This window comes from Citrobacter sp. Cf072 (genome assembly GCF_030334485.1).
In the GTDB taxonomy this organism is placed as follows: Bacteria; Pseudomonadota; Gammaproteobacteria; order Enterobacterales; family Enterobacteriaceae; genus Citrobacter; species Citrobacter freundii.
Window position 1 is genome coordinate 73,351 of sequence record NZ_JAOWDX010000045.1, and the last position, 26,615, is coordinate 99,965.

Below are 26,615 nucleotides of genomic sequence, written 5' to 3' on the forward strand. Positions count from 1 at the left end.
TTTATTATGTCGATTACCTTAAGCGACAGTGCAGCAGCGCGTGTAAATACCTTCCTGGCAAACCGCGGTAAAGGGTTTGGTCTGCGTCTGGGCGTGAGAACCTCCGGCTGCTCAGGTATGGCCTATGTACTGGAATTTGTTGACGAGCCGGCGGCTGAAGATACCGTGTTTGAAGACAAAGGCGTTAAAGTTGTGGTCGACGGTAAGAGCCTGCAATTCCTCGACGGTACGCAGTTAGACTTCGTCAAAGAAGGTCTGAACGAAGGGTTTAAGTTTACTAACCCGAACGTGAAAGACGAATGTGGATGCGGCGAAAGCTTCCACGTGTAACGCGCTTACCGATAACCCCACCGTGGTCGCCTGCGCGTGGGGTTTGTTTTACCTGACTCTCTGGTTTTGCTCCCGTGAACAACAGAGAATCGATGCCCTGAGAATGTTATGGACTACTTCACCCTCTTTGGCTTGCCGGCCCGTTATCAGCTCGATACTCAGGCGCTGAGCCTACGTTTTCAGGATCTACAACGTCAGTATCATCCTGATAAATTTGCCAGCGGTTCCCAGGCGGAACAACTTGCTGCGGTTTCGCAGTCCGCCACGATCAACCAGGCCTGGCAAACGCTGCGTCATCCTTTGATGCGCGCCGAATACTTATTGTCTTTACACGGCTTTGATATCCGCAGCGAGCAGCACACGGTGCGCGATACCGCGTTCCTGATGGAACAACTGGAGCTGCGGGAAGAGCTGGACGAAATTGAACAGGCAAAAGACAGTCAACGTTTAGATGCGTTTATGCAGCGCGTCAGCGAAATGTATAACGTTCGTCATCAACTGATGGTGGAACAGCTGGATAGCGAGACGTGGGACGCAGCGGCAGATACCGTGCGTAAGCTGCGTTTTCTCGATAAACTGCGAAGCAGTGCAGAACAACTCGAAGAAAAACTGCTCGATTTTTAATTTCCGGAAGCGAAAATGGCCTTATTACAAATTAGTGAGCCTGGTCTGAGCGCCGCGCCGCACCAGCGTCGTCTGGCGGTAGGTATCGATTTAGGCACCACCAACTCCCTGGTTGCGACCGTACGCAGCGGCCAGGCCGAAACGTTGGCAGACCATGAAGGTCGCCACCTGTTGCCGTCAGTGGTTCACTATCAGCAGCAGGGTTATTCTGTCGGTTACGATGCCCGCGCCAATGCTGCGCTGGATACGGCAAACACCGTCAGTTCGGTAAAACGCATGATGGGCCGCTCTCTGGCGGATATCCAGGCGCGTTACCCGCATCTGCCATATACGTTCCAGGCAAGCGAAAACGGCTTGCCGATGATTGAAACCGCTGCCGGATTGCTTAATCCGGTGCGCGTCTCCGCGGATATTCTGAAAGCGCTGGCCGCGCGGGCAACCGAATCACTGTCCGGCGAACTGGATGGCGTAGTAATCACCGTTCCGGCTTACTTTGACGATGCACAGCGTCAGGGGACCAAAGATGCCGCGCGTCTGGCGGGCCTGCACGTATTGCGTCTGTTGAACGAACCGACCGCAGCAGCGATTGCCTATGGTCTGGACTCCGGTCAGGAAGGCGTGATTGCGGTCTACGATCTTGGCGGCGGTACTTTTGATATTTCTATTCTGCGCCTGAGCCGCGGCGTGTTTGAAGTGCTGGCGACCGGCGGTGATTCCGCGCTCGGCGGCGACGATTTTGACCATCTGCTGGCCGATTATATTCGCGAGCAGGCTGGCGTGGCCGACCGTAGCGATAACCGCGTACAGCGCGAACTGCTGGATGCCGCTATTGCAGCGAAAATCGCGCTTAGCGACGCTGATTCTGTAACGGTTAACGTGGCGGGATGGCAGGGTGAAATCACCCGTGAAACCTTTAATGAACTCATTTCCGCACTGGTCAAGCGTACGCTGCTGGCCTGCCGTCGCGCGCTGAAAGATGCGGGCGTGGAGCCGCAGGATGTGCTGGAAGTGGTGATGGTCGGTGGTTCAACTCGCGTGCCATTGGTGCGTGAACGTGTCGGTGAATTTTTTGGCCGTACGCCGCTGACTTCTATTGACCCGGACAAAGTGGTCGCTATTGGTGCGGCAATCCAGGCAGATATTCTGGTCGGAAATAAACCGGACAGCGAAATGCTGCTGCTGGACGTTATCCCGCTGTCCCTGGGACTGGAAACCATGGGCGGTCTGGTGGAGAAAGTGATCCCACGTAACACCACGATTCCGGTGGCGCGCGCGCAGGACTTTACCACCTTTAAAGATGGCCAAACCGCGATGTCCATTCACGTAATGCAAGGCGAGCGTGAGCTGGTGCAGGACTGCCGTTCACTGGCGCGTTTTGCGCTGCGCGGCATCCCGGCATTGCCAGCTGGCGGCGCACACATCCGCGTGACCTTCCAGGTGGACGCCGATGGCCTGCTGAGCGTCACCGCTATGGAAAAATCCACCGGCGTTGAGTCCTCAATTCAGGTTAAACCGTCCTACGGTCTGACCGACAGTGAAATCGCCTCCATGATTCAGGATTCGATGAGTTTTGCCGAGCAGGACGTTAAAGCCCGTATGCTGGCAGAACAGAAAGTCGAAGCGGCACGCGTACTGGAAAGTTTATCCGGTGCGTTGAACGCTGATGCCGCGCTGTTAAGCGCCGCAGAACGTCAGGCTATCGACACCGCCGCCGCGCATTTGAGCGAGGTTGCACAGGGTGACGATGTTGACGCGATAGAACAAGCCATTAAAAACGTAGACAAACAAACCCAGGAATTCGCTGCTCGCCGCATGGACAAGTCCGTCCGTAGCGCGCTGAAAGGCCATTCCGTGGACGAGGTTTAATATGCCAAAGATTGTTATTTTGCCTCATCAGGATCTCTGTCCCGATGGCGCAGTTCTGGAAGCTGAGACCGGCGAAACCATTCTTGACGTTGCCCTGCGTAACGGTATCGAGATTGAACACGCCTGTGAAAAATCCTGTGCCTGCACAACCTGCCACTGCATCGTACGTGAAGGTTTTGATTCTTTGCCGGAAAGCACAGAAGAAGAAGACGACATGCTGGATAAAGCCTGGGGACTGGAGCCGGAGAGCCGTTTAAGCTGTCAGGCACGCGTCACCGAGGACGATTTAGTGGTCGAAATCCCACGTTACACAATCAATCATGCACGTGAGCATTAACAGAGGGTAGTATGGGACTGAAGTGGACCGATAGCCGTGAAATCGGCGAGGCGCTGTACGACGCGTTCCCCGATCTCGACCCCAAGACCGTTCGTTTCACCGATCTGCACCAGTGGATCTGTGACCTGGAAGAGTTCGATGATGATCCACAGGCATCGAACGAAAAAATCCTTGAGGCCATTTTGCTGGTCTGGCTGGACGAAGCCGAATAAGTCAACGGGCTGCCCACGGGTGGCCCGTTTTCCTGTATGCGCGAAAATAAGGATAAATAAAATGACAGAAGCCATGAAAATTACGCTTTCCACGCAACCCGCTGATGCCCGCTGGGGTGAAAAGGCGACATACAGCATTAATAATGATGGCATTACCCTGCACCTGAACGGAAAAGATGACCTCGGCCTTATCCAGCGCGCCGCCCGTAAAATTGACGGCCTGGGTATTAAACATGTCCAACTGGACGGTGAAGGCTGGGATACCGAACGTAGCTGGGCGTTCTGGCAGGGCTACAAAGGACCAAAAGGCACCCGCAAAGTTGAGTGGGCCGCTCTGGATGAGGCGCAGTGCAAAGAGCTGGATAACCGCCTGAAAATTATTGACTGGGTGCGCGATACCATTAACGCCCCGGCAGAAGAGCTGGGCCCGGAACAGCTGGCGCAACGCGCAGTAGACCTGCTGTGCTCTGTTGCCTGCGATAACGTCTCTTACCGCATCACTAAAGGCGAAGATCTGCGCGAGCAGAACTACATGGGATTGCATACCGTAGGTCGTGGCTCCGAACGTCCTCCGGTGCTGCTGGCGCTGGATTACAATCCAACTGGCGATAAAGAAGCCCCGGTTTATGCCTGCCTGGTGGGTAAGGGAATTACCTTTGACTCCGGCGGATACAGCATCAAGCAAAGCGCATTTATGGACTCGATGAAGTCTGATATGGGCGGCGCGGCAACGGTGACCGGCGCGCTGGCGTTCGCCATCACCCGTGGTCTGAACAAGCGCGTGAAGCTGTATCTGTGCTGCGCGGATAACCTGATCAGCGGCAACGCCTTTAAGCTCGGCGATATTATTCACTATCGCAACGGTAAAAAAGTTGAAGTGATGAATACCGATGCCGAAGGGCGTCTGGTACTGGCCGATGGACTGATTGACGCCAGCGCGCAAAAACCAGAATTGATCATTGATGCTGCGACGCTAACCGGCGCGGCGAAAACTGCGCTGGGCAACGATTACCATGCGCTGTTTAGCTTTGACGATCAACTGGCTGCCCGTCTACTGGCAAGTGCGGCGCAAGAAAACGAGCCGTTCTGGCGTCTGCCGTTGGCAGAGTTCCACCGTAGCCAACTGCCGTCTAACTTTGCCGAGCTGAATAATACCGGTAGTGCGGCCTATCCGGCGGGTGCTAGCACCGCGGCGGGTTTCCTGTCCCATTTCGTGGAAAACTATCAGCAAGGCTGGCTGCACATCGACTGCTCTGCAACCTATCGCAAAGCGCCAGTTGAGCAGTGGTCTGCGGGCGCAACTGGTCTGGGTGTGCGCACGATTGCAAATCTGCTGATTGCCTGAACGGTGTTTTTGTAGGCCGGGTAAGCGAAGTGCCACCCGGTATTTTGCCTGATGGCGACGCCGTGCGTCTTATCAGGCCTACAACCCATATACATAATTTGTGATCTCTATGTCCGAAACGAAAAACGAATTAGAAACCCTGCTGGAGCAAGCGGCGACAGAGCCTGCGCATCGTCCGGCATTTTTCCGTACTTTACTGGAGTCTACCGTCTGGGTGCCGGGTACAGCCGCAGAAGGCGAGGCGGTGGTTGAAGACAGCGCCCTCGATCTTCAGCACTGGGAAAAAGAAGACGGCACGACCGTGATCCCGTTCTTCACCTCCCTGGAAGCTCTTCAGCAGGCGGTTGAAGATGAGCAGGCATTTGTCGTCATGCCGGTGCGTACATTGTTTGAAATGACGCTCGGCGAAACGCTGTTTCTCAACGCGAAACTGCCGACCGGCAAAGAATTTATGCCGCGTGAAATCAGCCTGCTGATGGGGGAAGAAGGGAATCCGCTCAGCACCCAGGAAGTACTGGAAGGCGGTGAATCGCTGATCCTCTCTGAAGTCGCTGAGCCTCCGGCGCAGATGATTGACTCGCTGACTACGCTGTTTAAAACCATTAAGCCGGTAAAACGCGCGTTTCTCTGCTCGATCAAAGAAAGTCCGGATGCCCAACCCAACCTGCTGATTGGCATTGAAGCCGATGGCGATATTGAAGAGATTATTCATGCCACGGGGAGTGTTGCAACGGATACGTTACCGGGTGATGAACCGATTGACATCTGCCAGGTGAGGAAAGGTGAGAATGGCGTGAGCCACTTTATCACTGAGCATATCGCACCGTTCTACGAACGTCGCTGGGGCGGTTTCCTGCGCGACTTTAAACAGAATCGGATTATCTAAATTGTAAGCCGGATAAGCGAAGCGCTATCCGGCATTTCCAGCTTTATAATACCGGTTCTACCGGTAAATCGTTGCGAGCACCCCACTCGCTCCATGCGCCGTCATACAATGCGACGTTAGAAACGCCCAGCGTGGCAAGTGCCAGCACCACCACGGCAGCCGTTACGCCGGAGCCGCAGCTGGCGATAATCGGGCGGTCAAAGCTCACGCCGTGGCTGAAGAAAATAGCATCCAGTTCGTCGGTAGTTTTCAGCTCGCCGTCACGAACCAATTCTGTCCACGGTACATTAAGCGCACCGGGCACATGACCACGCTTCAGGCCAGGGCGAGGTTCGTCAACTTCTGCGTTAAAACGCGCAGCCGGCCGCGCATCGACAATCTGTGCGGTTTTTTCATGACTGGCCAGCAGTACATCGGTAACACGCACAACAGCGCCAGGCGTAAAGGCCACGTTAAATTCACCTTCAGGTAAATCCTCATCGCCTTCCTTGAGCATTAGATCATCGCGCTTCCAGCCTGCCAGACCGCCCGCCAGAATGGAGACATTTTCGACGCCAAATGTCCGCAGCATCCACCATGCGCGTGGCGCGGAAAACAGATTACCGTCATCGTAGATAACCAGATGCTTATCTTGATCAACGCCCAGCTCGCGCATCGCAACGGCAAAAGCTTCCGGGCGTGGCATCATATGCGGTAGCGGTGAGGTATGATCTGAAAGCGCTTCAATATCAAAAAAGACTGCGCCAGGAATATGGCCCGCACGATACTCCTCGCCAACATCGCGATCTTCCTGTCCTGGAGGTGCCATCCGGGCATCAAGAATTTGTATTTCCGGGTCGTCAATGTGTTCGGCAAGCCAGTCGGCAGCGACAAAGAAGGCGGTGGTCATAGGCATCTCCATTTTTACCAGGTTTTGGCAAATTGTCGGATGTTTACCGCCAAGCGACAAGTAAAACAGGCTGATTTGTCAGGTGAATCCACATTAATCACTAAAATTAAGACAACGTTGTTCAGTTACTGACTTCCACCGCCGGAAATCTGACGCATAATAGTTGTTCTACGTAGCTAACGGGCCACTACGGCCAGGGATGAAAAATGAAACATTTACGCGTAGCGGCCTGCATGCTGATGCTGGCACTGGTCGGGTGTGATAATAATAACGAAAAATCACCGACGGCTGCGAAGCCTGATGCGCCTGCGCCACAGACAGCGCCAGCAAAAGATAAGGCTCAATTACAAAAACTGATGCAGCAAAGCCAGGGCAAGTCGCTGACGCTGCTGGATGCCTCAGAGGTCCAGCTCGACGGTGCGGCAACGCTCGTGTTGACCTTCTCCATTCCCCTCGATCCGGAACAAGATTTTTCCCGCGTCGTGCACGTTGTTGATAAAAAAAGCGGCAAAGTGGATGGTGCCTGGGAGCTGGCGTCAAATCTGAAAGAGCTACGCTTACGCCATCTGGAACCTAACCGGGAACTGGTCGTTACCATTGAGCGTGATTTGCTGGCGCTGAATAAAGCGACGTTCGCTATTGATTATGAAAAAAACATTACTACTCGCGACGTCCAGCCAAGCGTAGGGTTTGCCAGTCGCGGCTCGCTGCTGCCGGGAAAAGTGATTGAAGGGCTGCCGGTGATGGCCCTTAACGTTAATAGCGTAGATGTGAACTTCTTCCGCGTGAAGCCTGAGTCGCTCGGTGCGTTTGTCAGCCAGTGGGAATACCGCAATTCGTTGACTAACTGGGAATCTGACAATCTGCTGAAAATGGCGGAACTGGTGTATACCGGACGCTTTGACCTCAATCCTGCGCGCAACACCCGTGAGAAGCTGCTGTTGCCGCTGAGCGATATCAAGCCGTTGCAGCAAGCAGGTGTTTACATCGCGGTGATGAATCAGGCTGGACAATACAACTACAGTAATGCCGCTACGCTGTTCACGCTCAGCGATATTGGTGTGTCTGTACACCGTTACCATAATCAACTGGATGTCTTTACGCAGAGTCTGGAAAACGGCGCCGCGCAGCAGGGGATTGAGGTCACGTTACTCAATGAAAAAGGACAGACGTTGGCGCAGGCTACCAGCGACGCTCAGGGTCATGTCAAACTGGAGACTGATAAAGACGCGGCTTTATTGCTGGCCCGCAAAGACGGGCAAACCACGCTGCTGGATCTGAAGCTCCCGGCGTTGGATCTGGCTGAATTTGATATTGCCGGTGCGCCGGGATACAGCAAGCAGTTCTTTATGTTCGGCCCACGCGATCTCTATCGTCCCGGCGAAACGGTGATCCTCAACGGATTACTGCGTGACAGCGATGGCAAAACGTTGCCCGACCAACCGGTGAAGCTGGAGGTCGTGAAGCCCGACGGACAAGTGTTACGCTCGGTGGTTAGCCAACCGGAAAACGGCTTGTACCGCTTTAGCTGGCCGCTGGACACCAACGCGCCAACCGGCATGTGGCATATTCGGGCTAATACCGGTGATAACCAGTCGCGGATGTGGGATTTCCACGTCGAAGATTTTATGCCTGAGCGGATGGCGCTCAATCTCTCCGCCAATAAGATCCCGGTGGCACCAACTGATGACGTGAAGTTTTCGGTAGTGGGCTACTACCTGTACGGCGCGCCCGCTAACGGTAATGCTCTGCAAGGGCAGCTTTATCTGCGTCCATTACGAGATGCCGTTCAGGCATTGCCGGGCTTCCAGTTTGGGAATATCGCCGAAGAAAACCTTTCCCGCAGCCTCGATGAAGTTCAGCTCACGCTGGATGACCACGGACGCGGCGAAGTGACCACCAACAGCCAGTGGCAGGAGACGCATTCCCCGTTACAGGTGGTTTTGCAAGCCAGTCTGCTGGAGTCGGGGGGCCGTCCGGTGACGCGTCGGGTTGAGCAAGCCATCTGGCCTGCGGATACGCTGCCGGGCATTCGTCCGCAGTTTGCAGCGAAAGCCGTCTATGACTACCGCACCGATACTACCGTGAATCAGCCTATCGTTGATGAAAACAGCAACGCCGCTTTCGACATTGTGTATGCCGATGCGCAAGGCGAGAAAAAAGCGGCGTCCGGTTTGCAGGTGCGTTTGATCCGCGAGCGACGAGATTATTACTGGAACTGGTCTGAAGGCGAGGGCTGGCAATCACAGTTCGATCAAAAGGATCTGGTTGAAGGTGAGCAGACTCTGGATCTTAAGGCCGATGAAACCGGTAAAGTCAGCTTCCCGGTTGAGTGGGGCGCCTATCGTCTGGAAGTGAAAGCTCCGAATGATGCGGTGAGCAGCGTACGCTTCTGGGCCGGTTATAGCTGGCAGGATAACAGCGACGGCAGTGGGGCTGTGCGTCCCGATCGCGTGACGCTGAAACTGGACAAACCCAGCTATCGTCCCGGTGATACCATGAATCTGCACGTTGCCGCTCCCGCTGCTGGCAAAGGTTATGCGATGGTGGAATCCAGCGAAGGCCCGCTGTGGTGGCAAGAAATAGACGTACCGGCGGATGGTCTTGATATCTCCATCCCAATCGATAAAACCTGGAATCGCCACGATTTGTATCTTAGTGCGCTGGTGGTTCGTCCTGGCGACAAGTCCCGTTCGGCAACGCCAAAACGGGCGGTCGGTTTACTGCATTTGCCGTTAGGTGACGAAAACCGTCGTCTGGCGCTGGCGCTGGAAAACCCGGCGAAAATACGTCCAAACCAGCCGTTGACCGTCAAGATTAAAGCCAGCGTCAAAAATGGCGACGTACCAAAACAGGTTAACGTGCTGGTCTCTGCCGTTGATAGCGGGGTGCTGAACATTACCGATTACGCCACGCCGGATCCGTGGCAGGCGTTTTTCGGGCAAAAACGCTATGGCGCGGATATTTATGATATTTACGGCCAGGTGATCGAAGGGCAAGGACGCCTGGCGGCGCTGCGCTTTGGTGGTGATGGCGATGAATTAAAACGCGGCGGTAAGCCACCGGTTAATCACGTCAATATTGTGGCGCAACAGGCGCTGCCGGTCACGCTTAACGATCAGGGCGAAGGTACTGTGACGTTACCTATCGGTGATTTCAACGGCGAGCTGCGGGTAATGGCGCAGGCCTGGACGACGGATGACTTTGGCAGCAGCGAAAGCAAAGTGATTGTCGCCGCACCAGTAATTGCTGAGCTGAATATGCCGCGCTTTCTGGCGGGGGGAGATACGTCGCGCCTGACGCTGGACGTGACTAACCTGACTGACAAACCGCAAACGCTGAATATTAAGCTCGCGGCCAATGGTTTACTGGAGCTGATGGGGCAAGATCCCGCACCGGTAAATCTGGCGCCAGGCGTAAGGACTACGCTGTTTATTCCGGTGCGCGCGCGGGAAGGGTTTGGCGATGGCGAAATTCAGGCAGAAATTAGCGGTCTGACTTTACCGGGTGAAACGCTGCCTGTTCAGCATAAACAGTGGAAGATTGGCGTGCGTCCGGCGTTCCCGGCGCAAACCGTTAATAATGGTGTCGCACTTCAGCCGGGCGCGACCTGGCAGCTTCCGGGCGAAGAACTGACCAATTTCTCCCCTGTGACGATGCAAGGGCAACTGCTGTTCAGCGGTAAGCCGCCGCTAAACCTGGCGCGCTATATCCGCGAACTGAAAGCGTACCCTTACGGTTGTCTGGAGCAAACGGCGAGCGGGTTGTTCCCATCCTTATACACCAACGCAACGCAATTGAAGGCGTTAGGTATTGTGGGCGACAGCGATGAAAAACGTCGCGCGGCAGTTGATATTGGGATTTCCCGTTTAGTGCAGATGCAGCGTGATAACGGCGGTTTTGCGCTGTGGGATAAAAACGGGTCGGAAGAGTACTGGCTGACCGCGTATGTCATGGATTTCCTCGTCCGGGCAAATGAACAGGGCTACAGTGTCCCGGTAGAGGTGATTAACCGGGGCAACGAGCGGCTACTGCGCTATTTGCAGGATCCGGGCATGATGTCGATTCGCTATACCGACGACTCTTCAGCAAGCCGGTTTGCCGTACAAGCCTACGCCGCGTTGGTTCTGGCACATCAGCAAAAAGCTCCGCTCGGCGCATTGCGTGAGATCTGGGAGCGTCGTGCGCAAGCAGCTTCTGGTTTACCGCTGTTACAACTGGGGATCGCGCTGAAAAATATGGGCGATGCCAACCGCAGTGAACAGGCGTTGACGCTGGCCCTGAATACACCGCGCCGCGATACGCAACAGTGGATGGCGGATTACGGCAGTGCGTTACGGGATAACGCGTTGATGCTGGCCTTGCTCGAAGAGAACAAGATCAAACCTGACGTGCAGAATACGCTGCTGAACACGTTGTCAGAACAGGCCTTTGGACAGCGCTGGCTCTCGACTCAGGAAAATAATGCGTTGTTCCTTGCCGCGCGTACGTTACAGGATTTGCCTGGTACGTGGCAGGCGCAAACGTCACTCTCGGAACAACCATTAGCAGGGGATAAATCGCTAACCCGCAATCTGGATGCCGATGCGCTGTCTACGCTGAGCGTCACCAATACCGGTAATCTACCGCTGTGGTTGCGTCTGGATGTGAGTGGTTATCCACAAACCGCACCGACGCCTGCCAGCAACGTTCTGCATATTGAGCGGCAAATCCTGGGAATTGACGGAAATAGCAAATCGCTGGATTCGCTGCGTAGCGGCGAACTGGTGCTGGTCTGGCTGGAGGTAAAAGCCAGCCAGAACGTGCCGGATGCGCTGGTGGTCGATTTACTGCCAGCAGGGCTGGAACTGGAAAACCAGAATCTGGCCAACGGCAGTGCCAGCCTGCAGGATAGCGGCAGCGAAGTGGCGAATCTGCTCAATCAGATGCAGCAGGCAGATATCCAGCACGTTGAGTTCCGTGACGATCGCTTTGTCGCCGCGGTGGCCGTCAACGAAGGACAACCGGTTACGCTGGTGTATCTGGCGCGGGCGGTAACGCCGGGGACCTACCGGGTTCCTGTCCCGCAGGTGGAATCAATGTATATTCCGCAGTGGCGCGCGACCGGTGCGACAGAGGGACTTTTGATTGTCAGACCGTAAATGATACGCGGGTTGGGTAAACGCGGCTGCTGGCTCTGGCTGGCAGCCGTTGCACTATTGTTTGTGGCGGCGGTTTGGGCGGCAGATAAAATCTGGCCGCTGCCGCTGCACGAAGTCGATCCGGCGCGGGTCGTGGTGGCGCATGATGGTACGCCGCTGTGGCGCTTCGCCGATGCGGATGGTATCTGGCGGTATCCGGTAACGATTGATGAGGTGTCGCCCCGCTATCTTGAGGCGTTAATTAACTACGAAGACCGCTGGTTCTGGAAGCATCCCGGTGTCAATCCGTTTTCAGTACTGCGCGCGGCATGGCAAGACCTCTCCTCTGGGCGTGTGGTTTCTGGCGGCAGTACGCTCACCATGCAGGTGGCGCGTTTACTCGACCCCCACCCACGCACCTTTGGCGGTAAGTTTCGCCAGCTCTGGCGCGCTTTGCAGCTGGAATGGCATCTGTCCAAGCGCGACATCCTGACGCTGTATCTTAACCGTGCGCCGTTTGGCGGTACGCTGCAGGGCGTGGGGGCGGCAAGCTGGGCTTATCTTGGTAAATCACCCGTGCAATTGAGTTACTCCGATGCCGCGCTGCTGGCTGTTTTGCCACAGGCACCGAGCCGTCTGCGTCCGGATCGCTGGCCGGACCGTGCTGAAGCGGCGCGTAATAAAGTGCTCGAACGTATGGCGACCCAGGGTATTTGGCCTGCCAGACAGGTGCAGGAGTCGCGTGAAGAACCGGTCTGGCTGGCGCCCCGGCAAATGCCGCAGTTAGCACCGTTATTCTCGCGCATGATGTTGGGAAAAAGCCGAAGCGATAAAATCGTGACTACCCTTGATGCCGGATTGCAGCGTCAACTGGAAGAGCTGGCGCAAAACTGGAAGGGGCGCTTACCTGCGCGCAGTTCGCTGGCGATGATCGTGGTCGATCACACCGATATGAGCGTGCGTGGCTGGGTGGGGTCGGTAGATATGAATGACGACTCCCGCTTTGGTCATGTGGATATGGTGAATGCGATCCGTTCGCCTGGCTCAGTGCTGAAGCCGTTTGTTTATGGCCTGGCGCTGGATGACGGACTCATTCATCCCGCTTCGTTATTGCAGGATGTCCCGCGGCGAACCGGGGACTATCGACCGGGGAATTTTGACAGCGGTTTTCATGGCCCGGTGAGCATGAGCGAAGCGCTGGTGCGCTCGCTGAATTTACCCGCCGTGCAGGTACTCGAAGCCTATGGCCCGAAGCGTTTTGCCGCATCGTTACGTAACGTCGGCTTACCGCTGTATCTGCCCGCAGGGGCTGCGCCGAATCTGTCGCTGATTTTAGGTGGCGCGGGGGCAAGGTTGGAAGATATGGCTGCAGCGTACAGTGCCTTTGCCCGCCAGGGAAAAGCGGGAAAACTGCGTCTGCAGCCGGGTGATCCACTACTGGAACGTCCGTTGATGTCGGCGGGCGCGGCGTGGATTATTCGCCGCATTATGGCTGACGAAGCGCAACCGCTGCCGGATAACGCGCTGAGCAGAGTGGTCCCTCTGGCGTGGAAAACGGGTACCAGCTATGGCTATCGCGATGCCTGGGCGATTGGCGTTAATGCGCGTTATGTGATCGGTATCTGGACCGGCAGGCCCGATGGTACGCCAGTGGTGGGGCAGTTTGGTTTCGCCAGTGCCGTGCCGTTGTTCAATCAGGTCAACAATCTTTTGCTCTCTCGCGGGACAAATCAGCCGGAAGATCCACGCCCTGAATCCGTGAGTCGTGGTGTGGTGTGCTGGCCGGGCGGGCAATCTCTTGCCCCCGGTGACAGCAACTGCCGTCGCCGTCTGGCAACCTGGTTACTGGATGGCAGTCAGCCGCCAACGTTATTATTGCCCGAGCAGGAAGGGGTTAATGGCATTCGTTTTCCTGTCTGGCTGGATGATGAAGGCAAACGTGTGGCGGCGGATTGCCCGCAGGCGCACGAGCAAACGTTAATCGTTTGGCCGTTGCCGCTGGAGCCATGGCTACCGGAATCAGAACGCCGTGGGGCGAGATTACCGCCAGTTTCTGCCACATGTCCGCCGCTGGGACAAGACGCTTCGCAGCCGTTGCAGTTGACAGGCATTCGTGATGGCGCGATTGTGAAGCGTTTACCCGGTTCTGCTCAAGCCTCATTGCCGGTGCAAACCAGCGGTGGGAGCGGTGAACGCTGGTGGTTTCTGAACGGTGAAAGGCTGGATGAACGCGGACGTCGTCTTACGTTACGGCTGGCGACTAAAGGGGATTATCAACTGCTGGTGATGGATGATGCAGGCCAGGTAGCGACGGTGAGATTTTCGATGCAGTAGACCAGTTAGTGACTGTTTGTTGCTAAAATTCATCTTATTTTAAAGAAATGTTACCTTCATCAATAGTCAATTGCCGGGATGCTCTTTATAATCCGCGCCAGGTCGTACATCTATATAGACAACAACAGAACACATTACAGAGGTTATCATGGCTATTGAACGTACTTTTTCCATCATCAAACCAAACGCGGTGGCAAAAAACGTTATTGGGAGCATCTTTGCGCGCTTTGAAGCAGCAGGGTTCAAAATCGTCGGGACTAAAATGCTGCACCTGACCGTTGAGCAGGCGCGTGGTTTCTATGCTGAGCACGATGGCAAACCGTTCTTTGACGGTCTGGTTGAATTCATGACCTCTGGTCCGATCGTTGTTTCTGTTCTGGAAAGCGAAAATGCCGTACAGCGTCATCGCGATCTGCTGGGCGCAACCAACCCGGCGAATGCGCTGGCCGGTACTCTGCGTGCAGACTATGCTGACAGCTTCACCGAGAACGGTACTCACGGTTCCGACTCCGTTGAGTCAGCGGCGCGCGAAATCGCCTATTTCTTTGGTGAAGGTGAGGTTTGCCCGCGCACTCGCTAATCTCCCGCGTCTTTCACGTCGCAGATGCGTTGGCTGCGTTCGTTTACCCCGGTCACATAGTTTTCTATGCTCCCGGGGATGCTCGAACTTGCCGCCTTCCTGCGACGCGAAATCCTTTGGAGATGAATTAGCGATTTACATATTATTTTCGCTAATGCTTCGTGCAAACGTGGCATCCCTGCGCCAGACTTTGTACAATGCAACGCCCCGGAAGAGCAGATCGCTTGCCGGGGCGTTTCTTTTTAACCCTCCACGGGCCACAACGTGTAACAACGAGGCCGGAAAAAATTATGTCTGAATTAGTTAACACCTCTGAAGTCGTCATTCCTGCGGTTCCAAATAAAAATGGAAAAATTAACCTGCTGGATCTGAACCGTCAGCAAATGCGCGAATTCTTCAAAGAGATGGGCGAAAAACCGTTTCGTGCCGATCAGGTCATGAAGTGGATGTACCACTATTGCAGCGACAACTTTGATGACATGACTGACATCAATAAGGTGCTGCGTAACAAGCTGAAAGAAGTGGCTGAAATTCGCGCCCCGGAAGTGGTGGAAGAGCAGCGTTCTTCTGACGGTACGATCAAATGGGCTATCGCTGTTGGCGATCAGCGCGTTGAAACGGTGTATATCCCGGAAGACGATCGTGCGACCCTGTGTGTTTCTTCACAGGTCGGTTGCGCATTAGAGTGTAAATTCTGCTCTACGGCGCAACAGGGCTTTAACCGTAACCTGCGGGTATCGGAGATCATTGGCCAGGTCTGGCGCGCGGCGAAAATCGTCGGCGCGGTCAAAGCAACGGGCGTGCGTCCTATCACCAACGTGGTGATGATGGGGATGGGTGAGCCGCTGCTCAACCTGACCAACGTAGTGCCGGCGATGGAAATCATGCTGGATGACTTCGGTTTTGGGTTGTCCAAGCGTCGCGTCACGCTCTCCACCTCGGGCGTTGTCCCTGCGCTGGATAAGCTGGGTGATATGATTGACGTCGCGCTGGCGATTTCTCTGCATGCGCCGAACGATGAAATTCGTGACGAAATTGTACCGATCAACAAAAAGTACAATATCGAAACATTCCTTGGCGCGGTTCGTCGTTATCTGGAGAAATCCAACGCTAACCAGGGCCGTGTGACCATTGAGTATGTGATGTTAGATCACATCAATGATGGCACTGAACACGCGCATCAGCTGGCAGAACTGCTGAAAGATACGCCGTGTAAGATCAACCTGATCCCGTGGAACCCGTTCCCGGGCGCGCCGTATGGTCGTAGTTCTAACAGCCGTATCGATCGTTTCTCCAAAGTGTTGATGAGCTATGGTTTCACCACCATTGTACGTAAAACACGTGGCGATGACATCGATGCAGCCTGTGGTCAGTTGGCGGGCGACGTTATCGACCGTACCAAGCGTACTTTGCGTAAGCGTATGCAGGGCGACGCTATCGACATTAAGACCGTTTGATGTTGGCGCACTACGGTATAATTCTTGTACCGTAGTGCAACGTAAGCCATATGAGGTTTTTTGTTGTCGTCGTCAGGTCAATAATAACGGTGCGTTTTTGTCGACTTTAAGGCAGTATGTAACGGCGTAACAAGTGTTTAGCCCTCAGGTTTACGCCGTTTTGTCATTGATAGTCTGACCGTTTTATACTGTCTGACGAAGGTTAACTGACCAGATGTTTCGCGGTGTGGGTGAGCATTGTGGCTCGCCGGCATCAGAACCCAAATATTACGCAGCTGTAGCGAATGAATACTGAAGCCACGCACGACAAAAATGAAACACTATCCACCGGCATTCGTCTGCGCAATGCCCGTGAACAACTCGGATTCAGCCAGCAGGCAGTCGCGGAGCGACTTTGCCTGAAGGTCTCCACGGTACGCGATATTGAAGAAGATAAGGCGCCAGCCGATCTTGCTTCAACATTCCTGCGCGGGTATATCCGTTCTTATGCGCGTCTGGTGCATATTCCTGAAGAAGAACTGTTGCCAGGGCTGGAAAAACAGGCTCCGATTCGTCCTGCCAAAGTCGCACCGATGCAGAGCTTCTCGCTCGGTAAGCGTCGTAAGAAACGCGACGGCTGGTTAATGACCTTTACCTGGCTGGTACTGTTTGTCGTTGTCGGACTGACTGGCGCCTGGTGGTGGCAGAACCATAAAGCGCAGCAGGAAGAGATCACCACCATGGCCGATCAATCCTCCGCTGAGTTGAATGCCGGTAAAGAGGGTGCGCAGAATGTACCGTTAGATACCAGCGCTGCAGCAAGCCAGGATACCACGTCGGCTGCTGAAAATGGCGCGGTAACGGATTCAGCGCCAGCGCAACAAGATACCGCAGCGGCTCAGGCCCCGGCTGCTGATGCGCAACAAAACGCCGTCGTTGCCCCTTCTCAGGCTAACGTCGATACTGCAACCACAGCGCCAGCTACCGCGGCACCGCTGCCGACCGATCAGGCAGGTGTGACTACACCTGCAGCCGATCCTAACGCGCTGGTGATGAACTTTACCGCCGATTGCTGGCTGGAAGTCACCGATGCGACCGGTAAAAAACTGTTCAGCGGGATGCAGCGTAAAGACGGCAATCTGAATTTGACCGGTCAGGCACCGTACAAACTGAAGATTGGTGCTCCGGCGGCAGTGCAGATTCAGTTCCAGGGTAAACCTGTCGATCTGAGTCGTTTTATCAGAACTAACCAGGTTGCGCGTCTGACCGTTAATGCCGAACAATCACCGGCTCAGTAACAGACGGCAATGCGGGAGATTTTTTAATGCATAACCAGGCTCCAATTCAACGTAGAAAATCGACACGCATTTACGTTGGGAACGTGCCGATCGGCGATGGTGCGCCCATCGCCGTACAGTCTATGACTAATACGCGTACCACGGACGTGGAAGCGACGGTTAATCAGATTAAAGCGCTGGAACGCGTAGGCGCAGACATTGTTCGTGTCTCTGTACCGACAATGGATGCCGCAGAAGCGTTCAGGCTTATCAAACAGCAGGTTAACGTCCCGCTGGTTGCCGATATACACTTCGACTATCGTATCGCACTGAAGGTGGCGGAATACGGCGTTGATTGCCTGCGTATTAACCCAGGTAATATCGGCAGTGAAGAGCGTATTCGCATGGTGGTGGATTGCGCTCGTGATAAAAATATTCCTATCCGTATCGGCGTCAACGCCGGATCGCTGGAAAAAGATCTGCAGGAAAAATACGGTGAACCGACGCCTCAGGCGCTGCTGGAATCCGCGATGCGCCACGTGGATCACCTCGATCGTCTGAACTTCGATCAATTCAAAGTTAGTGTTAAAGCGTCTGACGTTTTCCTCGCCGTAGAATCCTATCGCCTGCTGGCGAAACAGATCGATCAACCGTTGCATCTGGGGATCACCGAAGCTGGTGGCCTGCGTAGTGGTTCGGTGAAGTCCGCGATCGGCCTTGGCCTGCTGTTATCTGAAGGGATCGGCGATACGCTGCGTGTTTCTCTGGCGGCCGATCCGGTGGAAGAGATCAAAGTTGGTTTCGATATCCTGAAATCGTTGCGCATTCGCGCGCGCGGGATCAACTTCATCGCTTGCCCAACCTGTTCGCGTCAGGAGTTTGACGTTATTGGTACGGTTAACGCGCTGGAGCAACGCCTGGAGGATATCATTACGCCAATGGACGTTTCGATCATCGGCTGCGTAGTAAACGGCCCTGGTGAAGCGCTGGTTTCTACGCTGGGCGTGACGGGCGGTAACAAGAAAAGCGGCCTGTATGAAGACGGCGTGCGTAAGGACAGACTCGATAACGACGACATGATTACGCAGCTTGAAGCCCGCATTCGTGCCAAAGCAAGTATTCTGGACGAAGCGCGTCGTATCGACGTGCAGCAGCTTGAAAAATAACAACGTGATGGGAAGCGGCATGCTTCCCGTGTATGATTGAACCCGCATGGCGCCCGCATTGTTCGGGTTAGCGCTGAGGGTTCATTTTTATATTCATAAAGAGAATAAACGTGGCAAAAAACATTCAAGCCATTCGCGGCATGAACGATTATCTGCCTGGCGAAACCGCCATCTGGCAGCGCATTGAAGGCACTCTTAAAAACGTGCTCGGCAGCTACGGTTACAGTGAAATCCGCTTGCCGATTGTAGAGCAGACCCCGTTATTCAAACGCGCGATCGGTGAAGTCACCGACGTGGTTGAAAAAGAGATGTATACCTTTGAGGACCGTAATGGCGACAGCCTGACGTTGCGTCCTGAAGGGACTGCGGGCTGCGTACGCGCCGGCATCGAACATGGTCTCCTGTACAATCAGGAACAGCGTCTGTGGTATATCGGGCCGATGTTCCGCCACGAACGTCCGCAGAAAGGACGCTATCGTCAATTCCATCAGCTGGGTGTCGAAGTGTTTGGCCTGCAAGGCCCGGACATCGATGCAGAACTGATTATGCTGACCGCTCGCTGGTGGCGCGCGCTGGGTATTTCTCAGCATGTCAGCCTGGAGCTGAACTCGATCGGTTCGCTTGAAGCCCGCGCTAACTACCGTGATGCGCTGGTTGCCTACCTGGAACTGCACAAAGAGAAACTGGACGAAGACTGCAAGCGCCGTATGTACACCAACCCGCTGCGCGTTCTCGACTCCAAAAACCCGGAAGTGCAGGCGCTGCTCAACGACGCGCCTGCACTGGGCGACTATCTGGATGACGACTCGCGCGAGCACTTCGCGGGCTTGTGCAAACTGCTGGAGTCCGCAGGCATTGCCTACACCGTCAATCAGCGTCTGGTTCGTGGTCTTGATTACTACAACCGCACCGTATTTGAGTGGGTCACCAGCAGCTTGGGCTCTCAGGGTACCGTGTGTGCCGGTGGTCGTTACGACGGTCTGGTAGAGCAACTTGGCGGTCGTGCAACGCCTGCCGTGGGCTTTGCTATGGGTCTGGAACGACTTGTTTTGTTAGTTCAGGCAGTTAATCCGGAATTTAACGCAGATCCTGTTGTCGATATATACCTGGTCGCTTCAGGGGCGGACACGCAGTCGGCAGCAATGACGCTTGCAGAACGTCTGCGCGATGAAGTTCCTGGTGTGAAACTGATGACAAACCACGGTGGCGGCAACTTTAAGAAACAGTTTGCCCGTGCCGATAAGTGGGGCGCCCGCGTTGCACTGGTACTGGGCGAGTCCGAAGTGACTGACGGTACTGTTGTAGTGAAGGATTTGCGCTCTGGTGAGCAAACGGCAGTAGCGCAGGATAGCGTTGCCGCGCATTTGCGCACTTTACTGGGCTAAGGAGAAGGACAGCGTGGAAATTTACGAGAACGAACACGACCAGGTTGATGCGGTAAAACGCTTCTTTGCTGAAAACGGCAAGGCGCTGGCTGTTGGGATCATTTTAGGGGTTGGCGCGCTGGTTGGTTGGCGTTACTGGACCAGCCATCAGACGGAGTCCGCACGCTCTGCTTCTCTGGCGTATCAAAATACGGTAACTGCGGTTAGCGCGGGTAAACCGGACAGCATTCCTGCCGCTGAGAAATTTGCTGCAGAGAATAAAAATACCTATGGCGCGCTGGCTTCACTGGAACTGGCGCAGCAGTTTGTTGACCAAAATGAACTTGAGAAAGCCGCAAGCCAACTGCAACAAGGCTTGGCTGCGACCAGCGATGAAAATCTCAAAGCAGTGATAAACCTGCGTCTGGCTCGTGTTCAGGTTCAGCTTAAACAGGCTGATATCGCGCTGAAAACACTCGAAACCATTAAAGGTGAAGGGTGGGCGGCCATTGTTGCCGATCTGCGTGGTGAAGCGTTGTTGAGTAAAGGCGACAAACAAGGTGCGCGTAGCGCATGGGAAGCGGGTGTGAAAAGCGATGCCTCTCCTGCTCTGAGCGAAATGATGCAGATGAAAATCAATAATTTGTCCATCTGAGAGGGACCCGATGCAATTGCGTAAATTACTTCTGCCAGGGCTGCTTTCCGTTACCCTATTGAGCGGCTGTTCACTGTTTAGTGGCGAAGAAGATGTCGTTAAGATGTCCCCATTACCGGTGGTTGAAAACCAGTTTACTCCGTCTACGGAATGGAGCACCTCTGTAGGAAACGGTATTGGTGATTTCTATTCCAATCTTCATCCTGCGCTGGCGGATAACGTTGTCTATGCTGCCTCTCGCGCTGGTGTAGTTAAAGCGTTGAACGCAGGCGACGGCAAAGAAGTCTGGTCTGTGAATCTGGGTGAGAAAGATGGCTGGTTCTCCCGTGCATCTGCACAGCTTTCTGGCGGTGTAACCGTGGCCGGCGGTCATGTTTATATCGGCAGTGAAAAAGCACAGGTTTATGCGCTGAACACCAGTGACGGTACTACCGCATGGCAGACGAAAGTCGCTGGTGAAGCGCTGTCTCGTCCTGTTGTGAGCGATGGCGTGGTATTGATCCACACCAGCAACGGTCAGTTGCAGGCCTTAAACGAAGCCGACGGCGCCATCAAATGGACCGTTAACCTCGACATGCCTTCTCTGTCTCTGCGTGGCGAATCCGCTCCGGCAACCGCCTTTGGCGCAGCTATTGTTGGCGGTGATAACGGTCGCGTAAGCGCCGTGCTGATGCAGCAGGGCCAGATGATTTGGCAGCAGCGTATCTCTCAGGCGACAGGCCCAACGGAAATCGATCGTCTGAGCGACGTTGATACCACGCCGGTTATCGTCAATGGCGTTGTTTACGCGCTGGCTTATAATGGTAACCTGACGGCGTTGGATCTGCGCAGTGGTCAGATCATGTGGAAACGCGAACTGGGCTCGGTGAATGATTTCATCGTCGACGGTAACCGTATCTACCTGGTTGACCAGAACGATCGCGTGCTGGCACTGACCACCGATGGCGGCGTGACGCTGTGGACGCAAAGCGATCTGCTGCACCGTCTGCTGACGTCCCCGGTATTGTATAACGGCAATCTGGTCGTCGGTGATAGCGAAGGCTACCTGCACTGGATTAACGTTGACGATGGCCGTTTTGTTGCCCAGCAGAAAGTTGACAGCTCAGGTTTCCTGACCGAGCCGGTCTCTGCTGATGGTAAACTGCTGATCCAGGCGAAAGACGGTACGCTGTACTCTATTACGCGTTAATCGTCGCGGCCGCTCGCTTTGAAAAACGGCTCCTGGTGCAGGGGCCGTTTTACTGTTTTTAACAACGGAGCAAAAATGTGCCCGTTGTCTGATGATTTTTTAAATGAGGCTTTAAACATGGTACCTGTGGTCGCGCTTGTCGGGCGCCCTAACGTTGGCAAATCCACGTTATTTAACCGTCTAACTCGCACCCGAGATGCGCTGGTTGCGGATTTCCCGGGTCTGACTCGTGACCGTAAGTACGGTCGTGCGGAAATTGAAGGCCGCGAGTTTATCTGTATTGATACCGGCGGTATTGATGGCACCGAAGACGGTGTTGAAACCCGTATGGCGGAACAGTCGCTGTTGGCTATCGAAGAAGCGGACGTTGTGCTGTTCATGGTGGACGCGCGTGCTGGCCTGATGCCAGCGGATGCAGCTATTGCGAAACATCTGCGCTCGCGCCAGAAACCGACATTCCTGGTAGCCAACAAAACTGACGGACTCGATCCTGACCAGGCGGTTGTTGATTTCTACTCTCTGGGTCTGGGTGAAATTTATCCGATCGCGGCGTCCCATGGTCGTGGCGTTCTCAGCCTGCTGGAGCATGTTCTGCTGCCGTGGATGGATGACGTTGCTCCGCAGGAAGAAGTCGACGAAGACGCGGAATACTGGGCGCAGCTGGAAGCCAAAGAAAATGGCGAAGAAGAGCCTGAAGATGATTTCAATCCGCAGGATTTGCCGATCAAACTGGCGATCGTGGGTCGTCCGAACGTAGGTAAGTCCACACTTACTAACCGTATTCTTGGCGAAGATCGTGTGGTGGTTTACGACATGCCGGGGACCACGCGTGACAGTATTTATATTCCGATGCAGCGCGATGAGCGCGAATATGTGCTTATCGATACCGCGGGCGTGCGTAAGCGCGGCAAAATTACCGAAGCGGTAGAAAAATTCTCAGTTATCAAAACGCTGCAGGCGATTGAAGATGCCAACGTGGTGATGCTGGTGATTGACGCGCGCGAAGGGATTTCCGATCAGGACCTGTCGCTGCTGGGCTTTATCCTCAACAGTGGGCGCTCACTTGTTATCGTTGTGAACAAGTGGGATGGTCTGACGCAGGAAGTAAAAGAGCAGGTCAAAGAGACGCTGGACTTCCGTCTGGGCTTTATTGATTTTGCACGCGTACACTTTATCTCTGCGCTGCACGGCAGCGGTGTGGGTAATCTGTTTGAATCGGTCCGTGAAGCGTATGACAGCTCCACCCGTCGCGTGAGCACCGCGATGCTGACGCGCATCATGACCATGGCAGTAGAAGATCATCAGCCGCCACTGGTGCGTGGTCGTCGTGTGAAGCTGAAATACGCCCACGCGGGCGGTTATAACCCGCCAATCGTGGTGATTCACGGTAACCAGGTCAAAGACCTGCCTGATTCCTACAAGCGTTATCTGATGAACTATTTCCGCAAATCTCTGGACGTAATGGGGACGCCGATCCGTATTCAGTTCAAAGAAGGGGAAAACCCGTTTGCCAACAAACGCAATACGCTGACTCCGACTCAGATGCGTAAACGTAAGCGTTTGATTAAACACATTAAAAAAAGCAAGTAATCGTTACTGATGCAGATGAAAACCCGCGCTTGTCGCGGGTTTTTTTCGTTATTCCAACGTCAACCTCAGCCCGCGCAATGTCAATCACTATTCGTTTTTTACCAAGTTTAAATCTAAGAAAGTAGACAATTGTCGAGTTTTCATCTTAAAGTCCCCCGGTTGGTACTAGACAAAACTACTGCCAGGTTATCAAATGGTTAAATAAATCTTCGCCACATGTAAAAAATCGACCAGCTACGTAACTGGTCGGCGTACATCGCGGTGTTTACACGCACGACGACATAACTTTCGGGAGAATTATGCAATCCTCTGTTAATCAAAAAGAAAGCCGAACTTTCTTCGGTCATCCTTATCCGCTCGGCTCATTGTTCTTTACTGAGATGTGGGAGCGTTTTTCGTTTTATGGCATTCGTCCGTTACTGATCCTGTTTATGGCGGCTACCGTTTATGACGGTGGCATGGGACTGGCGCGTGAAAATGCCTCGGCGATTGTCGGTATCTTTGCCGGTACCATGTATCTTGCTGCGCTGCCAGGTGGCTGGCTGGCGGATAACTGGCTTGGTCAGCAAAAAGCGGTGTGGTATGGCTCCATCCTGATAGCACTTGGTCACCTGTCGATTGCACTCTCGGCCATCATGGGTGACAACCTGTTTTTTATTGGCCTGATGTTCATTGTGCTCGGTTCTGGCCTGTTCAAAACCTGTATCTCGGTGATGGTGGGTACGCTGTATAAAAAAGGCGATGCGCGCCGTGACGGCGGTTTCTCGCTGTTCTACATGGGTATCAACCTGGGTTCCTTCATCGCGCCATTGATCTCCGGCTGGCTGATTAAAACTCACGGCTGGCACTGGGGTTTTGGTATCGGTGGTATCGGAATGTTGGTGGCATTGCTCATCTTCCGTATCTTTGCCGTTCCGGCGATGAAACGCTACGATAGCGAAGTGGGCCTGGACTCGACCTGGAACAGCCCGGTTGTGAAACGTAATGGTGTGGGCGCGTGGCTGCTGGCGCTGGCAGTTGGTGTAGCAATTGTTGTTACCCTGATTGCGCAGGGAGTGATTGTGATTAACCCGGTCGCGGTTGCCAGCATGCTGGTGTACGTGATTGCCGCGTCAGTTGCGCTTTACTTTATCTATCTGTTCGTCTTTGCGGGGCTGAACCGTAAAGAACGCGCCAGGCTGCTGGTTTGCTTTATCCTGCTGGTTTCCGCTGCGTTCTTCTGGTCTGCCTTTGAGCAGAAACCTACCTCGTTCAACCTGTTCGCCAACGACTACACTAACCGTATGATCGGCGATTTTGAAATCCCGGCAGTATGGTTCCAGTCGATTAACGCTTTGTTCATCATTCTGCTGGCCCCGGTATTCAGCTGGGCGTGGCCAAAACTGGCGAGCATGAATATTCGCCCAAGCAGTATCACCAAGTTTGTCATCGGCATTCTCTGCGCAGCGGCGGGCTTTGGCGTGATGATGCTGGCGGCGCAAGACGTGCTGGCAAATGGCGGCGCGGGTGTTTCTCCATTCTGGCTGGTAGGCAGTATCCTGATGCTTACGCTCGGCGAGCTGTGTCTGAGCCCAATTGGTCTGGCGACCATGACGCTGTTGGCACCGGAAAGAATGCGTGGACAGATGATGGGTCTGTGGTTCTGCGCCAGTGCGCTGGGTAACCTGGCCGCGGGTCTGATTGGTGGTCATGTGAAGGCCGACCAACTTGATATGCTGCCAGATCTCTTCGCGCGCTGCTCGATTGCGCTGCTTATCTGCGCCGCGGTACTGATCGTTCTCATTGTTCCGATTCGTCGCATGCTGGAGAATACACAGACTAAACCGGCAACTAGCGCCTGATAGCACCTCGATGATGCCGGGGCAGACGTTATGCCCCGGTAATTCAACTTTTGAGGTGAGAACATGCTGTTAGGGTTTGTTGGGCTGGGCGCAGTCGTTGAAACGGCATACTTGCCCGCATTACGTAGCCTCTTCGGTGATTCATTACGCTGTGTGGGGTTTGATGTTCAACCCACAAAACAGCCAGCAGGCGTGACGTGTTGTACGTCGCTCGAAGAGCTGCTTACTCAGCCTCTTGATACCCTGTTCATCACGACCGCATCCTTGCATCACCTTGAGGTGCTTGAACAGGCCCTGGCCTCTCCCATCGCACGTATCGTGGTTGAAAAACCTATTGTCGCCACGCTCTCCCAAATTGAAAAACTGAAAATGCTGCTGGCTCAACCAGGCGCTGCCGATCGTGTACTGGCACTCGACCACTGGATGGCGCGCATCGAAACGGTGAAACGAGGGTTGGTCAGCACTTTTGCCGAGATTGTGAAAATCGAAGGTTTCTTGCAGGAGCCAAGTGGATTTAACGCTGCAGGGGAGCCGATAGCGCTTAACTTTGCCACCGGTGAACCGGACACGCGTGAACTTCGCCACCCGGATGGCGTGATTCTGGATATCGGTACGCACGTGTTAGCAATGCTGCGGGAAACGGTACGGTATCTGGGAGGGAATAATGAGATGGTGCTGCGGTTAGTGAGTGCTAAAGACCGTCTGGGACGTGATATCCCCCAGAGTGACCTGACCACGGCAGAAGGCGAGGCGCAACTTCAGGGGCAGATTAGTGGCATTCCACTGGATATCTGGCTCAACAAATATGCGGGGCCAGCTGGTGGGCAAAAAGGTCTGCGGCTTTATCTGCGTGACGGACGTATTATCAGCCATGACCGACGCGGTACAGAAGATGTACTGGAAGTGATTGACGGCGAGGTGGTACAACGCTGGAGCATTACCGGTACGATTTACGCCCATTGTCTCGCTGAGCAAATTCTGGGAGCGCAAAGTTTGTTTGAACGTTGTCCGCAGGAGGTGAGCCAAACGACACTGCGCAGGCTGGAAGAAGTGGAGTGCCTGTTAACATTGCAGCAGCAGTTACGTGGGCCACATTAAGCGCATGGTGTTAAAATAAAAGCAGCAATACATTTTCTGTATAAGGACACGATATGTCGATTACCTGCCCGGATTGTCATGCTGAGCTGGAGCCGCAAAATGGTGTGGCGCACTGCGAGCATTGTCACAAAGATATTCAACTGGAAGCGCGTTGTCCGGAATGCCATCTGCCACTGCAAGTATTAAAAGCCTGCGGAGCGGTGGATTATTTCTGTCAGAACGGCCATGGCCTTATTTCGAAGAAACGCGTGGAATATAATGTCATAATATAAATTACATTATGAATAACTTTTGCTGATTAATATTTGTTATGAATGCTAATCAGCTTTAATCATTATTATTACAAATGTTTTATCTTGCTTTGATAATCTGGCTGATTTTTTAGGATTATATTTAGGTTATAAAGGCATTCATTAGGTTGAATCATAAATATAATGTTCCTGTTGTACGGCAACTTTGTTAATACAGGAACATGT

At 54.1% G+C, this 26,615-nt stretch carries 21 protein-coding genes; 20 read left to right on the top strand and 1 reads right to left on the bottom strand.

Annotated elements, in window-relative coordinates; all coding sequences use genetic code 11:
- Positions 1–6: 6 nt before the first annotated feature.
- From iscA to sseB, 7 genes are all read left to right on the top strand, one after another.
- Positions 7–330, top strand: coding sequence for an iron-sulfur cluster assembly protein IscA (iscA, locus tag OGX66_RS12760; protein ID WP_003037681.1), 324 nt, complete (start codon positions 7–9; stop codon positions 328–330).
- A gap of 108 nt (positions 331–438) precedes the next feature.
- On the top strand, positions 439–954 hold the full coding sequence (gene hscB / locus OGX66_RS12765) for a co-chaperone HscB (protein WP_003838436.1): 516 nt from the start codon (positions 439–441) through the stop codon (positions 952–954).
- Positions 955–969: 15 nt separating this feature from the next.
- A complete protein-coding gene (hscA, locus tag OGX66_RS12770; RefSeq protein WP_003838439.1) occupies positions 970–2,820 on the top strand; it encodes a Fe-S protein assembly chaperone HscA in 1,851 nt (616 codons plus the stop codon).
- A 1-nt stretch (position 2,821) separates the two neighbouring features.
- Positions 2,822–3,157, top strand: coding sequence for an ISC system 2Fe-2S type ferredoxin (gene fdx / locus OGX66_RS12775; protein WP_003037690.1), 336 nt, complete (start codon positions 2,822–2,824; stop codon positions 3,155–3,157).
- Between the two features lie 11 nt (positions 3,158–3,168).
- Positions 3,169–3,369 (top strand): Fe-S cluster assembly protein IscX, encoded by a 201-nt coding sequence (gene iscX, locus OGX66_RS12780; RefSeq protein ID WP_003037694.1) that lies wholly within the window; start codon positions 3,169–3,171, stop codon positions 3,367–3,369.
- Positions 3,370–3,430: 61 nt separating this feature from the next.
- Positions 3,431–4,714 carry an aminopeptidase PepB gene (gene pepB / locus OGX66_RS12785; protein ID WP_016150759.1) on the top strand — a complete coding sequence of 428 codons (1,284 nt, stop codon included), beginning with the start codon at positions 3,431–3,433 and terminating at the stop codon, positions 4,712–4,714.
- Between the two features lie 109 nt (positions 4,715–4,823).
- Positions 4,824–5,600, top strand: coding sequence for an enhanced serine sensitivity protein SseB (gene sseB, locus OGX66_RS12790; protein ID WP_270934420.1), 777 nt, complete (start codon positions 4,824–4,826; stop codon positions 5,598–5,600).
- A gap of 43 nt (positions 5,601–5,643) precedes the next feature.
- Here sseB and sseA read toward each other — a convergent pair whose 3' ends face one another.
- Entirely contained in the window at positions 5,644–6,489 is an 846-nt protein-coding gene (gene sseA / locus OGX66_RS12795; RefSeq protein ID WP_032937887.1) for a 3-mercaptopyruvate sulfurtransferase, read from the bottom strand.
- A 206-nt stretch (positions 6,490–6,695) separates the two neighbouring features.
- Here sseA and OGX66_RS12800 point away from each other — a divergent pair, with 206 nt between their 5' ends.
- The 13 genes from OGX66_RS12800 to OGX66_RS12860 all read left to right on the top strand — a co-directional run bounded on the left by OGX66_RS12800 (position 6,696) and on the right by OGX66_RS12860 (position 26,411).
- Positions 6,696–11,630 carry an alpha-2-macroglobulin family protein gene (locus OGX66_RS12800; protein ID WP_270934417.1) on the top strand — a complete coding sequence of 1,645 codons (4,935 nt, stop codon included), beginning with the start codon at positions 6,696–6,698 and terminating at the stop codon, positions 11,628–11,630.
- Positions 11,631–13,943 carry a peptidoglycan glycosyltransferase PbpC gene (pbpC, locus tag OGX66_RS12805; RefSeq protein ID WP_286511617.1) on the top strand — a complete coding sequence of 771 codons (2,313 nt, stop codon included), beginning with the start codon at positions 11,631–11,633 and terminating at the stop codon, positions 13,941–13,943.
- A 148-nt stretch (positions 13,944–14,091) separates the two neighbouring features.
- Positions 14,092–14,523, top strand: coding sequence for a nucleoside-diphosphate kinase (gene ndk, locus OGX66_RS12810; protein WP_003037710.1), 432 nt, complete (start codon positions 14,092–14,094; stop codon positions 14,521–14,523).
- A 290-nt stretch (positions 14,524–14,813) separates the two neighbouring features.
- Complete coding sequence (rlmN, locus tag OGX66_RS12815) at positions 14,814–15,980, top strand: dual-specificity RNA methyltransferase RlmN (RefSeq protein WP_003037713.1); 1,167 nt, start codon at positions 14,814–14,816, stop codon at positions 15,978–15,980.
- A gap of 284 nt (positions 15,981–16,264) precedes the next feature.
- Positions 16,265–17,257, top strand: a complete 993-nt coding sequence (rodZ, locus tag OGX66_RS12820) for a cytoskeleton protein RodZ (RefSeq protein WP_003838449.1) — start codon at positions 16,265–16,267, stop codon at positions 17,255–17,257.
- Between the two features lie 26 nt (positions 17,258–17,283).
- Positions 17,284–18,402 carry a flavodoxin-dependent (E)-4-hydroxy-3-methylbut-2-enyl-diphosphate synthase gene (gene ispG, locus OGX66_RS12825; protein ID WP_003838451.1) on the top strand — a complete coding sequence of 373 codons (1,119 nt, stop codon included), beginning with the start codon at positions 17,284–17,286 and terminating at the stop codon, positions 18,400–18,402.
- Positions 18,403–18,512: 110 nt separating this feature from the next.
- A complete protein-coding gene (gene hisS / locus OGX66_RS12830; RefSeq protein WP_286511619.1) occupies positions 18,513–19,787 on the top strand; it encodes a histidine--tRNA ligase in 1,275 nt (424 codons plus the stop codon).
- Positions 19,788–19,800: 13 nt separating this feature from the next.
- Positions 19,801–20,421, top strand: a complete 621-nt coding sequence (locus tag OGX66_RS12835) for a YfgM family protein (RefSeq protein WP_003838453.1) — start codon at positions 19,801–19,803, stop codon at positions 20,419–20,421.
- Positions 20,422–20,431: 10 nt separating this feature from the next.
- Complete coding sequence (bamB, locus tag OGX66_RS12840; RefSeq protein WP_003838454.1) at positions 20,432–21,610, top strand: outer membrane protein assembly factor BamB; 1,179 nt, start codon at positions 20,432–20,434, stop codon at positions 21,608–21,610.
- Positions 21,611–21,727: 117 nt separating this feature from the next.
- A complete protein-coding gene (gene der / locus OGX66_RS12845; RefSeq protein ID WP_003037733.1) occupies positions 21,728–23,200 on the top strand; it encodes a ribosome biogenesis GTPase Der in 1,473 nt (490 codons plus the stop codon).
- A 299-nt stretch (positions 23,201–23,499) separates the two neighbouring features.
- Positions 23,500–25,041: a peptide MFS transporter gene (locus OGX66_RS12850; protein WP_003037736.1), complete on the top strand. Its 1,542-nt coding sequence runs from the start codon at positions 23,500–23,502 to the stop codon at positions 25,039–25,041.
- Positions 25,042–25,104: 63 nt separating this feature from the next.
- Positions 25,105–26,139: a Gfo/Idh/MocA family oxidoreductase gene (locus tag OGX66_RS12855; RefSeq protein WP_088903184.1), complete on the top strand. Its 1,035-nt coding sequence runs from the start codon at positions 25,105–25,107 to the stop codon at positions 26,137–26,139.
- A 53-nt stretch (positions 26,140–26,192) separates the two neighbouring features.
- Positions 26,193–26,411, top strand: a complete 219-nt coding sequence (locus OGX66_RS12860) for a zinc ribbon domain-containing protein (RefSeq protein ID WP_003838464.1) — start codon at positions 26,193–26,195, stop codon at positions 26,409–26,411.
- The last annotated feature ends 204 nt before the right edge of the window (positions 26,412–26,615 follow it).

What these genes read in the sequence shown, in the direction of transcription:
- ndk (WP_003037710.1), top strand. Translation starts at nt 14,092, where the DNA reads ATGGCTATTGAACGTACTTTTTCCATCATCAAACCAAACGCGGTGGCA.
- rlmN (WP_003037713.1), top strand. Translation starts at nt 14,814, where the DNA reads ATGTCTGAATTAGTTAACACCTCTGAAGTCGTCATTCCTGCGGTTCCA.
- pepB (WP_016150759.1), top strand. Translation starts at nt 3,431, where the DNA reads ATGACAGAAGCCATGAAAATTACGCTTTCCACGCAACCCGCTGATGCC.
- sseB (WP_270934420.1), top strand. Translation starts at nt 4,824, where the DNA reads ATGTCCGAAACGAAAAACGAATTAGAAACCCTGCTGGAGCAAGCGGCG.
- OGX66_RS12855 (WP_088903184.1), top strand. Translation starts at nt 25,105, where the DNA reads ATGCTGTTAGGGTTTGTTGGGCTGGGCGCAGTCGTTGAAACGGCATAC.
- ispG (WP_003838451.1), top strand. Translation starts at nt 17,284, where the DNA reads ATGCATAACCAGGCTCCAATTCAACGTAGAAAATCGACACGCATTTAC.
- der (WP_003037733.1), top strand. Translation starts at nt 21,728, where the DNA reads ATGGTACCTGTGGTCGCGCTTGTCGGGCGCCCTAACGTTGGCAAATCC.
- iscA (WP_003037681.1), top strand. Translation starts at nt 7, where the DNA reads ATGTCGATTACCTTAAGCGACAGTGCAGCAGCGCGTGTAAATACCTTC.
- hscA (WP_003838439.1), top strand. Translation starts at nt 970, where the DNA reads ATGGCCTTATTACAAATTAGTGAGCCTGGTCTGAGCGCCGCGCCGCAC.
- iscX (WP_003037694.1), top strand. Translation starts at nt 3,169, where the DNA reads ATGGGACTGAAGTGGACCGATAGCCGTGAAATCGGCGAGGCGCTGTAC.
- fdx (WP_003037690.1), top strand. Translation starts at nt 2,822, where the DNA reads ATGCCAAAGATTGTTATTTTGCCTCATCAGGATCTCTGTCCCGATGGC.
- rodZ (WP_003838449.1), top strand. Translation starts at nt 16,265, where the DNA reads ATGAATACTGAAGCCACGCACGACAAAAATGAAACACTATCCACCGGC.
- pbpC (WP_286511617.1), top strand. Translation starts at nt 11,631, where the DNA reads ATGATACGCGGGTTGGGTAAACGCGGCTGCTGGCTCTGGCTGGCAGCC.
- sseA (WP_032937887.1), bottom strand. Translation starts at nt 6,489, where the DNA reads ATGACCACCGCCTTCTTTGTCGCTGCCGACTGGCTTGCCGAACACATT.
- OGX66_RS12800 (WP_270934417.1), top strand. Translation starts at nt 6,696, where the DNA reads ATGAAACATTTACGCGTAGCGGCCTGCATGCTGATGCTGGCACTGGTC.
- OGX66_RS12850 (WP_003037736.1), top strand. Translation starts at nt 23,500, where the DNA reads ATGCAATCCTCTGTTAATCAAAAAGAAAGCCGAACTTTCTTCGGTCAT.
- hscB (WP_003838436.1), top strand. Translation starts at nt 439, where the DNA reads ATGGACTACTTCACCCTCTTTGGCTTGCCGGCCCGTTATCAGCTCGAT.
- OGX66_RS12860 (WP_003838464.1), top strand. Translation starts at nt 26,193, where the DNA reads ATGTCGATTACCTGCCCGGATTGTCATGCTGAGCTGGAGCCGCAAAAT.
- bamB (WP_003838454.1), top strand. Translation starts at nt 20,432, where the DNA reads ATGCAATTGCGTAAATTACTTCTGCCAGGGCTGCTTTCCGTTACCCTA.